The 13,277-nt window shown below is 67.0% G+C and carries 11 protein-coding genes; 6 read left to right on the forward strand and 5 right to left on the reverse strand.

Annotation, left to right across the window (positions count from 1 at the left end):
- The first annotated feature begins 157 nt into the window (after positions 1 to 157).
- Both ACYVF5_RS00975 and ACYVF5_RS00980 read left to right on the forward strand, forming a co-directional pair.
- Positions 158 to 1,195, forward strand: a complete 1,038-nt coding sequence (locus ACYVF5_RS00975; protein WP_460942388.1) for an amidohydrolase family protein — start codon at positions 158 to 160, stop codon at positions 1,193 to 1,195.
- Positions 1,192 to 2,709 carry an aldehyde dehydrogenase family protein gene (locus ACYVF5_RS00980; protein ID WP_460942390.1) on the forward strand — a complete coding sequence of 506 codons (1,518 nt, stop codon included), beginning with the start codon at positions 1,192 to 1,194 and terminating at the stop codon, positions 2,707 to 2,709. Before ACYVF5_RS00975 ends, ACYVF5_RS00980 begins: the two co-directional genes overlap by 4 nt.
- Positions 2,710 to 2,717: 8 nt before the next feature.
- On the opposite strand, the gene ACYVF5_RS00985 is transcribed toward ACYVF5_RS00980, so the two are convergent.
- The 3 genes from ACYVF5_RS00985 to ACYVF5_RS00995 are packed head-to-tail and all read right to left on the reverse strand — an operon-like array spanning position 2,718 to position 6,485.
- Entirely contained in the window at positions 2,718 to 3,512 is a 795-nt protein-coding gene (locus ACYVF5_RS00985; protein ID WP_460942392.1) for an IclR family transcriptional regulator, read from the reverse strand.
- Positions 3,513 to 3,525: 13 nt separating this feature from the next.
- Positions 3,526 to 4,974, reverse strand: coding sequence for an aldehyde dehydrogenase family protein (locus ACYVF5_RS00990; RefSeq protein WP_460942394.1), 1,449 nt, complete (start codon positions 4,972 to 4,974; stop codon positions 3,526 to 3,528).
- Positions 4,971 to 6,485: a carotenoid oxygenase family protein gene (locus ACYVF5_RS00995; protein ID WP_460942396.1), complete on the reverse strand. Its 1,515-nt coding sequence runs from the start codon at positions 6,483 to 6,485 to the stop codon at positions 4,971 to 4,973. The genes ACYVF5_RS00990 and ACYVF5_RS00995 overlap by 4 nt, the downstream gene beginning before the upstream one ends.
- A 182-nt stretch (positions 6,486 to 6,667) precedes the next feature.
- Between ACYVF5_RS00995 and ACYVF5_RS01000 the strand changes: the two genes are divergently transcribed.
- Positions 6,668 to 7,444: an electron transfer flavoprotein subunit beta/FixA family protein gene (locus ACYVF5_RS01000; protein WP_460942398.1), complete on the forward strand. Its 777-nt coding sequence runs from the start codon at positions 6,668 to 6,670 to the stop codon at positions 7,442 to 7,444.
- An 11-nt stretch (positions 7,445 to 7,455) separates the two neighbouring features.
- Positions 7,456 to 8,436 carry an electron transfer flavoprotein subunit alpha/FixB family protein gene (locus ACYVF5_RS01005; protein WP_460942400.1) on the forward strand — a complete coding sequence of 327 codons (981 nt, stop codon included), beginning with the start codon at positions 7,456 to 7,458 and terminating at the stop codon, positions 8,434 to 8,436.
- A gap of 58 nt (positions 8,437 to 8,494) precedes the next feature.
- Here ACYVF5_RS01005 and ACYVF5_RS01010 read toward each other — a convergent pair whose 3' ends face one another.
- On the reverse strand, positions 8,495 to 8,791 hold the full coding sequence (locus tag ACYVF5_RS01010; RefSeq protein ID WP_460942402.1) for a hypothetical protein: 297 nt from the start codon (positions 8,789 to 8,791) through the stop codon (positions 8,495 to 8,497).
- 190 nt (positions 8,792 to 8,981) lie between these two features.
- Here ACYVF5_RS01010 and ACYVF5_RS01015 point away from each other — a divergent pair, with 190 nt between their 5' ends.
- Together ACYVF5_RS01015 and ACYVF5_RS01020 are read left to right on the forward strand one after the other, a co-directional pair.
- A complete protein-coding gene (locus ACYVF5_RS01015) occupies positions 8,982 to 9,875 on the forward strand; it encodes a cytochrome b/b6 domain-containing protein (protein WP_460942404.1) in 894 nt (297 codons plus the stop codon).
- A gap of 200 nt (positions 9,876 to 10,075) precedes the next feature.
- Entirely contained in the window at positions 10,076 to 11,596 is a 1,521-nt protein-coding gene (locus ACYVF5_RS01020) for a CoA-acylating methylmalonate-semialdehyde dehydrogenase (protein ID WP_460942406.1), read from the forward strand.
- A gap of 69 nt (positions 11,597 to 11,665) precedes the next feature.
- Here ACYVF5_RS01020 and ACYVF5_RS01025 read toward each other — a convergent pair whose 3' ends face one another.
- Complete coding sequence (locus tag ACYVF5_RS01025; RefSeq protein WP_460942408.1) at positions 11,666 to 13,201, reverse strand: PucR family transcriptional regulator; 1,536 nt, start codon at positions 13,199 to 13,201, stop codon at positions 11,666 to 11,668.
- Positions 13,202 to 13,277 lie beyond the last annotated feature (76 nt).

Consider the following 13,277-nt stretch of genomic DNA (forward strand, 5'->3'; position numbering starts at 1 on the left):
CTCATCCCCGGCCCTCGTCGTCTGCCGAGGCATACGCACTCCGCGATCGACAACGGGAGACTGCCGCGCGTGACTTCCGTGCTACAGAAAAGCCCCCCGTACCGGCCTCACACCCCGACGATGAGCTGAGAACAGTTTCGACACGAAAGGAACACGCATGTCGCCAGCTGGCTACGAACGGATCGCGACCGAAGAGGCATATGCCCCTCCCGAGGTGCTCGCGGAGTATCGCAAGCTTCTCGACGCGGGAGGCGGCGACAGAGGGTTCCGCAGTCTCTGGAGCTACTATCTGCTGAACAACAGCGATCACACGAATCTCCTTGTGGAGCGCATCCAGGATCTCGGCGAGGGCCGACTGGCCGAGATGGACCGGCTCGGCATCGACAGGCAGGTCATCGCGCTGACGTGCCCAGGTGTCGAACCGCTCGAGATCGACCGCGCTCGTGAACTCGCGCGCCTGGCGAACGATCGGATCGCTGCGGCGTGCCGGGAGCACCCGAGCCGCTACATCGGTCTCGCGGCCCTCGCGCTGCAAGACATCGAGTTCAGTGTCGCCGAGCTTCACCGCGCGGTGAAGGAACTCGGGCTGAAGGGTGTGATCATCAACTCGCACACCCGCGGCGAGTACCTCGACGACCCCAAATTCGAGCCCATCTTCGCGGCCGCCGCCGAGCTCGACGTGATGATCTACCTTCATCCGAACACACCGAGCGATGCGCTCATCGGTCCTCTCCTGGACGCCGGGCTCGATACCGCCACCTTCGGCTTCGGTGTGGAAACGGGTATGCACCTCATCCGGATCATCTTCTCGGGCATCTTCGACAAGTACCCGACCCTTCGGATGGGTGTGGGGCACCTCGGCGAGGGCCTGCCGTTCTGGCTCTTCCGCATCGATCACTATCACGGTGTGCACGGCCGGACGAAGCGGTACCCGTTCCGCCCCGATCTTCTCGAGAAGCCCAGTTTCTACATGCGCAACAACATCTGGGTCACCACAAGCGGAATGGCCTGGGAGCCCGCCATCTCGTTCACCCGATCCGTGGTCGGCGCGGATCGTGTGATGTACGCGATGGACTACCCCTATCAGGTGTCCGCAGAGGAGGTCGCCGCCCAGGACGCGCTTCCTCTGAGCGAGGCCGAGAAGAAGGTCTTCTTCGAGTCCGCCGCCCGCACCCTGTTCGGGATCGAACAATGAGCTTGGCTGGGACGGACGAGCTGATCGGCTCCGAGCTCGCGGTCGCCGACGTCGTCTCACCCGTCGCGGCGACGGGCCTCCCGTACGCGGAGGTGTTCGACCCCGCGCACCGCAGCACCGTCGTTGGGCGCTACGTGCTCGCGGACGCCGACACCGTGGATCGTGTGGTGTCCTTCGCGGCGGCGGCCGGGCGCGATTGGGCACGACTGACCGGGCACGAGCGGGCGGCGTACCTCCGCGCCGCGGCCGACGCCGTCACCGCGGACGAGCGGTCCCGCGCCGTCCTCCTCACCAGGGAACAGGGAAAGGTCCTCTGGGAATCCGAGGTCGATGTGCACAGTCCCGCTCGCGCCCTTCGGCAGAACGCCGACCTGGCCGAGACCCTCGACGAGGACGAGGTCGTCGTCGATGCCAGAGGCACAACGATCCTCCGCCGGTTGCCCATGGGTCCCACGGCGGTGATCGTCCCGTGGAACTACCCGATCTACCTCTCGCTCGCCGGGGTCGCTCCGGCGCTTGCGGCCGGCAACCCTGTGATCGTCAAGCCTTCCGAGTTCGCGCCGCTGGCGATCACCCGCACACTCGAGCTGATTGCCAAGGTCTTGCCGCCCGGTGTCCTCTCCGTGCTGCCCGGGGACGGAGCGACAGCGGGCCGTGCACTCGTCAGCCATCCGCTCATCCGCAAGGTGATCTTCACGGGTGGCACCGTCACCGGTCGCCAGGTGGTCAAAGACGCCGCAGACACTCTGAAGAGCGTCAGTCTCGAGTTGGGAGGCAACGACCCCGCATTCGTGCTCGACTCGGCCGAACTCTCGGATGACGTCATCCGAGAGCTGCTTCGCGCGGTCTTCACCTGCTCCGGCCAGATCTGCATCAACGTCAAGCGCATCTACGTGCAGCGCTCCCGCTATGCCGAGTTCGTGGCGAAGTTCTCCGATGCGGCGAACGAGATCGCCGTCGGGCCGGGACTCGACCCCGAGAGCACGATGGGTCCCGTGAACAACTCGAAGCAGTTCGACGCCGTGACGCGGATCATCGAACAGACCCGCGGCCACGCGGACCTGCGTACCCTCGGACGGAAGGTCGATCCGCGCGGATGGGACCACGGAAACTTCATTCTGCCGAGCATCGCGCTGGATCCTCCTCGTGATGCGCCGCTCGTGACGCTCGAGCAGTTCGGTCCCGTGATCCCGGTGCTCCCGTTCGACGATGAGCTCGACGTGATCGCCGAGGCCAACGTCAGCGAGTTCGGCCTGGCTTCGTCCATCTGGTCGACGGATGTCGAACACGCCCTCGCTCTCGCCCGACAGGTCGAAGCCGGTTCGGTCTTCGTCAACTCGCACAGGATGGGCAGCTCAGATCAGAGTATGCCCTTCGGCGGGATCAAGCAGAGCGGCCTGGGCCGGAATCACGGCATGTGGGCGATCGAGGAGTGTATGGAGCTTCAGGCGATCGCCCATCGGGCGTCCCCCTCAGAGTTCCCCGGCCCCTCTGAGTACCCCGGTCCGGCCTGACCGGGGCGTCAGGAGAAATGCTCCGCGAAGCGGCGGGCCGCCGTCCGCAGGTGGCGGACCGTCGCCGCGGTCTTTCCGGCGGGGTATTTCTCCGGTGGCCAGCCGACCGTGACGGCGGACTGCGAGGGGCCGTCGTCGTCCGGGAGCGACACTCCCATCCCTCCGATGCTCTCGTGCGCAGCCCGACTGAGCGCATAACCGTGACGCCGAACATCGACGAGGTAATCACGAAGCTGTTCAACGGTGCGGAGCGCGCAGGAGCGTGTGGCCGGAAGCCCGTCGGGGTAGAGCTCGTCGAGTTTGTGGTCAGGTAGCCCCGCGAGGATCGCCCGCCCGCCCGCGGTCGCATGTGCCGGCAGCAGCCATCCCACTCGTGTTGTTGCCATACCTGCGCCACCGCGTGAACTCTCGACGCCGGCGAGGAACCGTATGCTGTTTCCCTCCAAAGTGACGATGTGCGCTGTGCCGTCTGTCACCTCGGCGAGTTCTGTCAGGATCTCCTTGCCGCGCGGCTGACCGTACTGTGCCGATGTCGCCCATCCGTGTCGATGGACGAAGGCAGTCGATCGTGGCACGTATGCACGAGAGTCGTTCTGCTTGATGTAGCCGTGGTAGACCAGCATCTGGAGGAGCCGATGCGCCGTCGAGGGGGCGACATCCAGGATCTCCGCGGCCTCGGACACGGTCAGCAATCGTCGCTGGTTCGCCACCGAGAGCAGCGTCAGGGCGCGCCCGACCGACGCGATGTAATAGGCCGGCAGCCGCTCCGCGCCGAGCGAGCCGGGACCTGGTGTCGGTTCCATAACTCCCTTCGGCTCAGATCGGGTAGTTCCGATTTCCATTATGCACCGTCAGCCATCGCAGGTCGGTGAACTCAGGCACCGCGTAGCTGCCGCCGAAGCGCCCCCAGCCGGAGTCCTTGACGCCGCCGAACGGCACGTGGGGTTCATCGTGGACCGTGGCGCCGTTGATATGGCACATCCCGGTGACCAGGCGGTCTGCGACCGCTCGTGCGCGTGCGGCGTCCGTCCCGAAGACGGCAGACGAGAGTCCGTATGCGGTGTCGTTCGCCAGGCGGATGGCCGCCTCGTCGTCGTCGACGACGCTCACGGTCACAACCGGACCGAAGGTCTCTTCGTGATAGATCCGCATCGCCGGGGTGACGCCGACGACGACCGTCGGCGCCACGTTCACTCCGTCGACGTCACCGCCCGCCAGAAGCTCGGCTCCCTGCTCGACGGCGTCGGCGATGAGGCTCTGGATCCTTGTGGCCGCAGCCGCGGTCACGACCGGGCCGACAGCGACCGCTGGATCGCGGGGGTCACCGGCGGTCAGGTCGCGCGCCCGAGCGGCGAGGCGCTCGACGAAGGGGTCGGCCACCCCCCGTTGCACGATGATCCGTTCGGTCGACATGCAGATCTGTCCCGAGTTCATAAACGCTCCGAAGGTCGCTGCAGAGACCGCCTCGTCGACCTCGGCGTCATCGAGGACGACGAACGGCGCCTTCCCTCCGAGCTCCAAGAGCGTGCGCTTGAACAGCCCGGCCGAGCGGATCGCGATCGCGCGACCCACTTCGGTGGAACCGGTGAAGTTGATGTGGCGGACAGCCGGGTGGTCGATCAGCGCATTCACGACGTCGGGACCGTCGCCAGGCGCGTTGGTGAGCAGGCTGATCACGCCCGCCGGGATGCCGGCGTCGCGCAGAATGTCGACGACCGCGCCCTGGGTGCGCGGCGACTCTTCGCTCGCTTTCAGGATCACGACGTTGCCGAGCGCCAGCGGCGCCGCGATCGCGCGGGTCGCAAGAATGATCGGAGCGTTCCACGGGGCGATGCCGACGACGACGCCGAGGGGGCGTCTGACGGCGCGGGCGTCGAGACCGGGGACCCCCGATCCCAGCTCGACCTCCGTCGCTTCAGCCGGGAGCGACGACACCGACCGAAGTATGCCGGCCGCGAGCGCGCAGTTGAAGTGGCCCCATCCGACAGTGGCGCCGAGCTCCTCGGTCATCACGCCGGCGATCTGCCCGGCACGCTCCTCGAGCAGGTCGGCGGCGCGAAGCAGGTAGCCGACGCGCTCCTCGGCGGGCAGGGCGGCCCATGCCGGGTACGCGAGCTCCGCAGCCGCGACCGCCGCATCGACGTCCTGGGGGTCAGCGGCCGCTGCTCGGGACACCACGTCGCCTGTGACGGGGCTGATCTTCTCGTAGGAGCGGCCTGACCGCGCCGGGGTCGGTGTTCCGCCGATGAAAAGTTCCTGGATCATGTGTAGCTCATCTCGATCTGGTGTTGAAGGTCGGGGTCGATACGTGAGTGGTCAGGCGCGTAGTCAGCCGTCTCCTCGGCAGGCACCCAGGTGCCGTGCAGCCCGTTGCGAAGACGCAGGGGCATCGCGAGCGTCGCGACGGGGGCCTCGTCCATGCGCGTCGCATCGATGATCAGCAGATCGGAGCGCATCTCGGTGTACCGGTTCACGAGCACCATGAGGTAGCCGTCGCCCTCCTCCGTGCTGCCGGGGCGCGGCACGAAGATCGGCTCCTGCGTTGCAGAGTTCTCGCCGATGTCATGAGAGGTGAGCTCACCGGTCTTGTGATCGAGCCTGCCCAGACGGGTGAACCGCATTCCGGTGAAGCTGCCGGGAAGGCTCTCGTCCTGCACGGGTTCCTGGACGCAGACGAATCCATAGCGGTACTCCAGGGTGCTCGCGCGCTCGTCGATGCGCGGGAACTCTCCGGGCAGCTCGCTCAGCCGGTCGAGGGTGAAGTCCGTCGAGTTCGAGCGAAGGTCGATCGTCCACCGCGACACATAGGGGACGGCGGCGTCCGGATCGAACGGCGCTCCGTTGATCTCGGGGAAGAACGGGAAGACACAGCTGTCGCCGACCGGCATGTCGACGTGGATCTTCAGATCACGTTCGAAGGCGTTCATGGTGTGGCTCGCGAACTTCGCCGGCCCGACGTACCAGCGGATGGGAGCGGCGGGGTCACGTCGCGATACAACACCCATGTACATGGGCTTCTCCGGGTCCCACTCGAAATACGGGTGACCCTCCTTGAGTCGTTGCAGGTCGCTCACCAGCGGAAAGACCGGGAACACGATGTAGTTCTCGGTCACGCCGAAGTCGTGGAGCATCGCCGAGTATGGCGACTCGAACCATCTCTCGAACACGATGGCCCCAGACGCGTCGGCCTCGTAGTACGCGATGTCGTTCGTCGCCTCGCCGCGCGCGGCGTATCCGAAGAACACCAGGTTCCCTGTCCGCGGATCGATCTTGGGATGTGACGTCGCCGTCACGCTGGAGAGCCCGCCGTCGTAGTCCCACTGCCCGATGGTCTCCAGGGTCAGGGCGTCGATCTCGATGGGATGGCTGTCCTCCTTGAGCGCGAACAGCCTTCCGCCGTGCCAGAGCACGTTCGTGTTCGCCGTCCCCCCGCAGACGCCGGCGACGCGCGCGTCGTTTGTGAACGGGTTGCGGTAGGCGCCGAAGAGCGGCTCGCCCGCCTCCCGTTCCGCTATGAACCTCGGAGTGCGCACCCAGCGGTTCCGGAAATGCGCCCGCCCGTTCTCGAAGCGGAACACGGAGACCATGCCGTCGCCGTTGAGCGGGATATCGGTGCCGAGCAACGGGGGGAACTGCGGATCTGGCCCCACACGGTAGAAGGCGCCGTTGAGGTCCGCGGGGATCTCACCCTGGATGACCGGAATGTCGCGGACGTCGGCCTCGAACCGACCGGGTGCCTGGAATCCGCGGTACATCCGGATATCGGGGAACTCCATCGAACGCGCTCCTAAGTGGGTGTGGTGTGTCGTTGCGATGATTCCACGGCTGGTCGAGACACCATGGGCTTTCTGTGTTGCAGAACGATGCGGGCGGCAGGTCTTTTCCGCCGGACAGAATTTGCCCGAGCCGGCGTCCGTCAACCGAGTTCAATAGACAGGGAACTGTGTGAGGAGAATCGATGAAGATCGTCGTCCTGGTGAAGGAGGTCCCTGACACGTACGGGGAGCGCAGGCTGGACCTCGAGACCGGGCTGACCGTCCGGAGCGCCGACGGGAATGTGCTCGACGAGATCAGCGAGCGTGCCATCGAGGTCGCCCTGTCCTACGCTGACACGCACCCGGGGACCGACGTCACCCTCCTCTCGATGGCGCCGGAAGAGGCCGTCCCCACCATACGCAAGGGGCTCGCGATGGGGGCGACCGCCGCCGTGCTGGTGTCCGACGACGCACTCAGCGGCGCAGACCTCGGCCTGACCGCTCAAGTGCTCGCGGCGGCCCTCGAGCGCATCGGCTACGACCTCGTGGTCGCGGGGAACCTCTCGACGGACGGATCCGGCGGGATGATCGCCGCGATGGTCGCCGAGCTGCTCGGTGTGCCGGTGGCGTCGAGTCTCAGCACCGTGGAGCTCGATGATGTCGCTGTCACCGGGACCCGCGACGTCGACGGCGGCGTCCAGCATCTCTCGGCTGCCTACCCCGCCGTCATCTCGATCACCGAAGCGCTTCCGGACGGACGCTTCCCGAACTTCAAAGGGATCATGGCGGCCAAGAAGAAGGCGATCGAGGTGCTCTCCGCGACCGACCTCGGCGTCGTCGCAGACGATCCGGCGGCGGCTCGCACGATCATGACGACGGTCAGCGAGAAGCCGCCGCGTGTCGCGGGCCAGAAGATCGTTGACGACGGGGATGCCGGTGCCCAGCTCGCAGAGTTCCTCGTTCAGAACCGGCTGGTGTGAGGAATCCCGACATGACTGACTTTCCCTCCGACGCGATCCTCGTGTTCCTCGAGGCGACCCCCTCCGGAGCGCTCAACGCCGATGCGGCGGCTCTCATCGGGGCCGCGAGCGACATCGGCACACCCGTCGCGCTCGTGGTCACAACACCCGGCGCCGCAGACGACCTGGCGGCCGCCGCGGCCGAGCTCGGGGCCGCCCGTGTCGTCGTCGCCCAGAACGCCGACAGCGGCTCGCTCGGAACCGCAGAGACCGACGCCCTCGTCGCTGCCACCTCGCTCGTCGGCCCCGATGCCGTCCTGTTGTCGCATTCGGTGACGGCACGTGACATCGCCGGTCGTTTCGCGGCACGCACCCGCTCCGCCGTTTCGGTCGACGCGGTCGGCGTCTCCCGCGACGACGAGGGTGTGCTCGTGCACCACTCCGTGTACGGCGGCGCGTTCAACGTCACGTCCGCTCCGACGAGCGGCGCCCCGGTCGTCACGATTCGCCAGGGGGCGATCGAGACCCGCGCCGAGGCCAAGCCCGTGACGAGACACACGCTGACGGTGGAGTCATCCGGGGCGCCTTCGGCGACGGTGACCTCCTTCACGCACGAGACCCTCGTGTCTGCCCGCCCCGAGCTGCGCGGCGCGGCCAGGGTCGTCTCTGGCGGGCTCGGCCTGGGCTCGAAAGACAGGTTCGCCCTGGTCGAGCAGCTCGCGGACGTCCTGGGCGCGGCGGTCGGCGCCTCACGGGCCGCCGTCGATGCGGGTTACGTGCCCCCATCGCACCAGGTCGGCCAGACCGGGGTCTCCGTCTCTCCGGAGCTCTACGTCGCGCTCGGCATCTCGGGTGCGATCCAGCACCGGGCCGGCATGCAGACGGCCAAGACGATCATCGCCATCAACAAGGATGCCGATGCGCCGATCTTCGACGTGGCCGACATCGGAGTGGTCGGCGACCTCTTCGACGTCGTCCCGCAACTCATCTCCGTCCTCGAATCGCGGAAGTAGTCGTGGGGACGTCTTCCCGAACGCCCCGCCAGGGTCTGCCCCGCGTCCCGGGTAGTGCTCAGCAGCCTCCCTCCGAGCCGGAGCCGGACGTCGACACAGCCGAGGCGAAAACGGCGCCAGAGATGAGCATCGAGGCCGACGTCACCGGCGCCGCAGCCGTCGCGAGCACGGGGGCACGGTCACCACGTCGTGGTCTTCCGCGTGTCGCGGGCGCAGGCTCCTCGTCGCCCGAGACGGACGCGGCGCCCGCCGCATCCTCATCGCCGCCATCGGTCGCCTCGAGCGCGTCTGCGTCGACCCAGGCTGCGTCGACCCCGGCTGCGTCGACCCCGGCTGCGTCGACGGGCGGTGTCACGGCGCCGGCCGCGCGGCGGGGCTTGCCGCGCCAGGCCGGTGGCCCCCCGCCGCCCGCTGAACGGGCGCCGGGCGGTTCCCCCGCGATTCACGATGCGTCGGCACCGCTCCACGACACGCCCCCGAGCACAACGCCGCTCGGCGCCAGCGTCGTCGCCCCTCCCGTCGTCGCAACACAACGATTCGGACGCTTGCCCGCACGACGGGTCACCCGCCTCGTCGGAGGAGGAGCCGCGCTCCTGTGCGCAGCGGCGCTCGCGGTGCTCATCGCGCGCTGGCTGGTCTCATGGGACCAGGTGCAGGACTTCCTCACGACCTATCCCGGCGAATACGGACTGCCGGACACCGCGCAGCCTGGCTTTCCCGGCTGGGTGCAGTGGCAGCACTTCTTCAACGCCTTTCTGATCGTGCTCATCATCCGCTCCGGCATCACAGTGCGCAACGAGCGGAACCCTAGTGCGTTCTGGGTGAGCCGCCGGTCGAAGAACGGCACGGGCAAGATCAGCCTCACACTGTGGTTTCACCAGGCGCTCGACGTGCTCTGGCTGGCGAACGGCGTCATATTCGTTGTGATGCTTTTCGTGACGGGACACTGGATGCGAATCGTCCCGACGAGCTGGGAGTTCGCACCCAACGCGCTGTCGGCACTGCTGCAGTACGTCTCGCTGGAGTGGCCGACCGAGAACGGCTGGGTGAACTACAACAGCCTGCAGCAGCTGATGTACTTCGTCACGGTGTTCATCGCAGCGCCTCTCGCCGCGATCACCGGCTGGCGGATGAGCGGCATGTGGCCCGGCAAAGCAGAGGCGTTGAACCGGGCGTATCCCATCGGCGTCGCGCGGGCGATCCACTTCCCCGTGATGTTCTACTTCGTGATCTTCACCGTCATCCACGTGGGACTGGTGTTCGCGACGGGTGCGCTCCGGAACCTCAACCACATGTTCGGCGGCGTCGACGTCGTGAACTGGTCGGGCTTCTGGATATTCGTCGCCGGTCTCCTCGCGATCGCCGGCGCGTGGATCGCAGCGCGGCCGATTGTCCTCGCCCCCATCGCACAGCTGTTCGGCAAGGTCAGCAGCCGCTGACGCGCCGCCGCACCGCCGGTCGAAGAGCCGGGTCCGGTCTCTCACCGACGACGAGTGCGGCGTGGCTCGGCCGTGAGAACCGGTTCGGCCGCTGACAAAGCCGGGGCACTCGCATCCCTCTCGCAAGAATGTCCATTCGAACGGGACGGAGTGCCAATCTGGCATCACACGAGAGGGCCTTCCCCGGGTTGACTGTGGCCATGACTAATCCCGCTCTTCCCGTTATCTCACATTGGATCGATGGTGCCGAACATCCGTCGACGAGTGGCCGCACAAGTCCCGTGCACAACCCAGCGACCGGGGCCGTGACGGCCAACGTCGCACTTGCAGACGATCACGAGATCACGCAGGCGATCGCGTCGGCTCAGCGCGGCTTCGAGGTGTGGAGCACCTACTCCCTCGCTAAGCGCCAGACCGTTCTGTTCGCCTTCAGAGAGCTGCTCAATGCCCGCAAGCCCGAGCTTGCACGCATCATCACCGCCGAGCACGGCAAGGTGCTCTCCGATGCGATGGGCGAGATCCTCCGCGGCCAGGAGGTCGTGGAGCTTGCCACCGGGTTCCCGCACCTGATCAAGGGCGCGTACTCCGGGAACGTGTCGACGGGAGTCGACGTCTACTCCCTGAAGCAGCCGCTCGGGGTCGTTGGCATCATCAGCCCCTTCAACTTTCCCGCGATGGTTCCGATGTGGTTCTTCCCCATCGCGATCGCCGCGGGCAACGCCGTTGTGCTCAAGCCCAGCGAGAAGGACCCGTCGGCGTCCCTCTGGCTCGCGAACCTGTGGAAGGAAGCGGGGCTTCCGGACGGGGTCTTCACGGTTCTGCAGGGTGACAAGGCCGCCGTCGACGGGCTGCTCGCCAGCCCGATCGTGCAGTCCATCTCGTTCGTCGGCTCGACTCCGATCGCGCAGTACATCTATGAGACGGCGTCGCGCACCGGCAAAAGGGTCCAGGCTCTGGGCGGGGCGAAGAATCACATGCTCGTCCTTCCCGACGCCGACCTCGATCTCGTCGCCGACCAGGCGGTCAACGCCGGTTTCGGTGCCGCCGGCGAGCGGTGCATGGCGATCTCGGTTGTGCTCGCGGTCGAGCCCGTCGCCGACGAGCTGATCCAGAAGATCAGCGAGCGCATCGCGAGAATCCGAATCGGAAACGGTGCAGGCGACGCAAGCGGAGAGCCGGATATGGGCCCCCTGATCACGCGTGAGCATCGCGACAGAGTGTCGTCCTACGTCGACATCGCCCAAGCCGACGGAGCGAAGATCGTTGTTGACGGACGCGACTACCGGGTCGACGGCGGCGAAGAGGGGTTCTTCTTCGGCCCGACCCTCATCGATCAGCTGCCCACCAGCTCCCGCGCGTACACCGAAGAGATCTTCGGCCCCGTCCTGTCAGTCGTGCGGGTGGACACCTTCCAGGACGGCCTTGAGCTGATCAACACCGGTCAGTTCGGCAACGGCACGGCGATCTTCACCAACGACGGCGGCGCGGCGCGTCTGTTCCAAGAGCAGGTGCAGGTCGGGATGATCGGTATCAACGTGCCGATCCCCGTTCCCGTCGCGTACCACTCCTTCGGCGGCTGGAAGGCGTCTCTCTTCGGCGACGCGAAGGCATATGGTGTACACGGTTTCGACTTCTTCACCCGCGAGAAGGCGATCACCAGCCGCTGGCTCGACCCGGGGCTCCATGGCGGGATCAACCTCGGCTTTCCTCAGAACAGCTGAGAGAGCGTCCAAGGACGCGCCCTCACGGGAGGGCAGGCCCGGTGCCGCGCGAACCGCGCGACACCGGGCTCAGTCGTCGTCAAGCGGGATCCGATAGTCGTCGGCGAGATCCATCGCAGCCCACAGCTGCGCACGCCCGCTGAACTCCGAGAGGTCGAGGTTCAGAAGCTCCCCGATCTGGTCGATTCGCGCACGGAGTGTGTGCCGATGGATCCCGAGCGCGCGCGCCGCAGGATCCCAGGCCGTATTGGCATCCAGCCACGCTCTGGCCGACGCGCGGAGGTGATCGCGCTCCGAGGCCGGAAGGCGGAACAGCGGTTCCAGCACATGGCGAGCGACCACTTCACCGCCACCGGACCTCAGCACACCCATCACGCCTTTGCCCGCGACGTCCGCGAACATCACGACATCGTGGTCTCCGCCGGTCGATGCGGCATGCATGGCCTTCTTGATCCCCCACTCGAGAGCCGTCCAGTTCGTCTCGTCCGAGACCCCGAGCGTCAGGCCGTGACGGCGTATCAGCGGCAGAAGAGACTTCAGAGCGCTGTCCTGCATGGTGATCACCACGTTGTCCCCGTGCTCGGCGAAGAAGACGGTCGAATGGTGTGTCGCGCTGAGCAGTTCGAGCTCGTCGAGCACGGACTGCCCCCGCACCGGCCCGCGGATGACGCCCACGAGGAACGGTGTCTCGGGCAGTGATCCCCATACGGCCTTCGCCGTGCGGTTCGCGGCGCGCGTCTGGCCCGCCAGCAGGAGCTCGAGTATCCCCGTCCGGATCCGTCTGCGTGACGCGTCGACGGCCCGCTGCTGCTCGAGGGCGATGCTGGCGAGCGCGACCACACTGCCGATCAGATCGTTCGAGGCCGGGTCCAGGGACACGTCGGCGCCCACCGCGAGCACACCGCGCAGACGATGGCGTTGTCCGATCGTCTGGAGCGTCGCAACCGCAGGTGGGTGCGTGCGGAGGGCCGCCGGCACCCCGCGGTCGAGGAGCATACGGGCCTCGGCATCGACGATGTCGGCGAGATCGCCGGGCAGAGCACGAAGCCTTGAGACGTTCACGCGGCCGCCCGCACTGTCGTACAGCGCGACCCAGGTGCGCAACCGATCCGACAACGTGCGCAGAATCTCGCGGAGTCCGTCGTCGCGCACTGCCGCGCGTGCGACGGCGCGGTGCGCTTCGAGCGTCCAGGACAGCCGTGCGCTGCGGTCGGCTGCGACGGCATCGGCGACGTGGCGGATGATGCTGATGAAGGGCGTCCCGCCCGCGACCTCCAGCAAGGGGATCCGATGGCGTTCGCATGCGTCCACGAGCACGCCGGGGATCTCCTTGTGAATCACGTCTGTCGCGAAGCCGAGACCGGCCACGCCGAGCCGCATAAGCCGCCCGCAGTATCCGTCCACCGTCGCCGCGTCGACGTCCCGGGAGAACTGCGCGCCGTCGGTCAGCAGCAGCTGACCCGCTTCGAGCCACGGCGTCGGATCGATGAGGTCGGAGCTGTGCGCCCACACGATCGGCCGATCGAGGGACGCGGCGTCTATCTGCGTCCGCGGGCGCAGGGCGAACGTTCCCACGCCGAGAAGCGAACGCAAGGATGCGGGCATCAATCCTCCGCCAGATTGTCCAGTCGTCGGCCAGTCTATCGACAAAGTCGCGGTCACGCTCATGGTCCTGTCCCCT

Source organism: Okibacterium endophyticum, from assembly GCF_054780075.1.

Coding starts and splice junctions, on each gene's coding strand:
- ACYVF5_RS01020 (WP_460942406.1), top strand. CDS start 10,076: ATGACTAATCCCGCTCTTCCCGTTATCTCACATTGGATCGATGGTGCC.
- ACYVF5_RS00995 (WP_460942396.1), bottom strand. CDS start 6,485: ATGGAGTTCCCCGATATCCGGATGTACCGCGGATTCCAGGCACCCGGT.
- ACYVF5_RS00985 (WP_460942392.1), bottom strand. CDS start 3,512: ATGGAACCGACACCAGGTCCCGGCTCGCTCGGCGCGGAGCGGCTGCCG.
- ACYVF5_RS01005 (WP_460942400.1), top strand. CDS start 7,456: ATGACTGACTTTCCCTCCGACGCGATCCTCGTGTTCCTCGAGGCGACC.
- ACYVF5_RS00990 (WP_460942394.1), bottom strand. CDS start 4,974: ATGATCCAGGAACTTTTCATCGGCGGAACACCGACCCCGGCGCGGTCA.
- ACYVF5_RS00975 (WP_460942388.1), top strand. CDS start 158: ATGTCGCCAGCTGGCTACGAACGGATCGCGACCGAAGAGGCATATGCC.
- ACYVF5_RS00980 (WP_460942390.1), top strand. CDS start 1,192: ATGAGCTTGGCTGGGACGGACGAGCTGATCGGCTCCGAGCTCGCGGTC.
- ACYVF5_RS01025 (WP_460942408.1), bottom strand. CDS start 13,201: ATGCCCGCATCCTTGCGTTCGCTTCTCGGCGTGGGAACGTTCGCCCTG.
- ACYVF5_RS01000 (WP_460942398.1), top strand. CDS start 6,668: ATGAAGATCGTCGTCCTGGTGAAGGAGGTCCCTGACACGTACGGGGAG.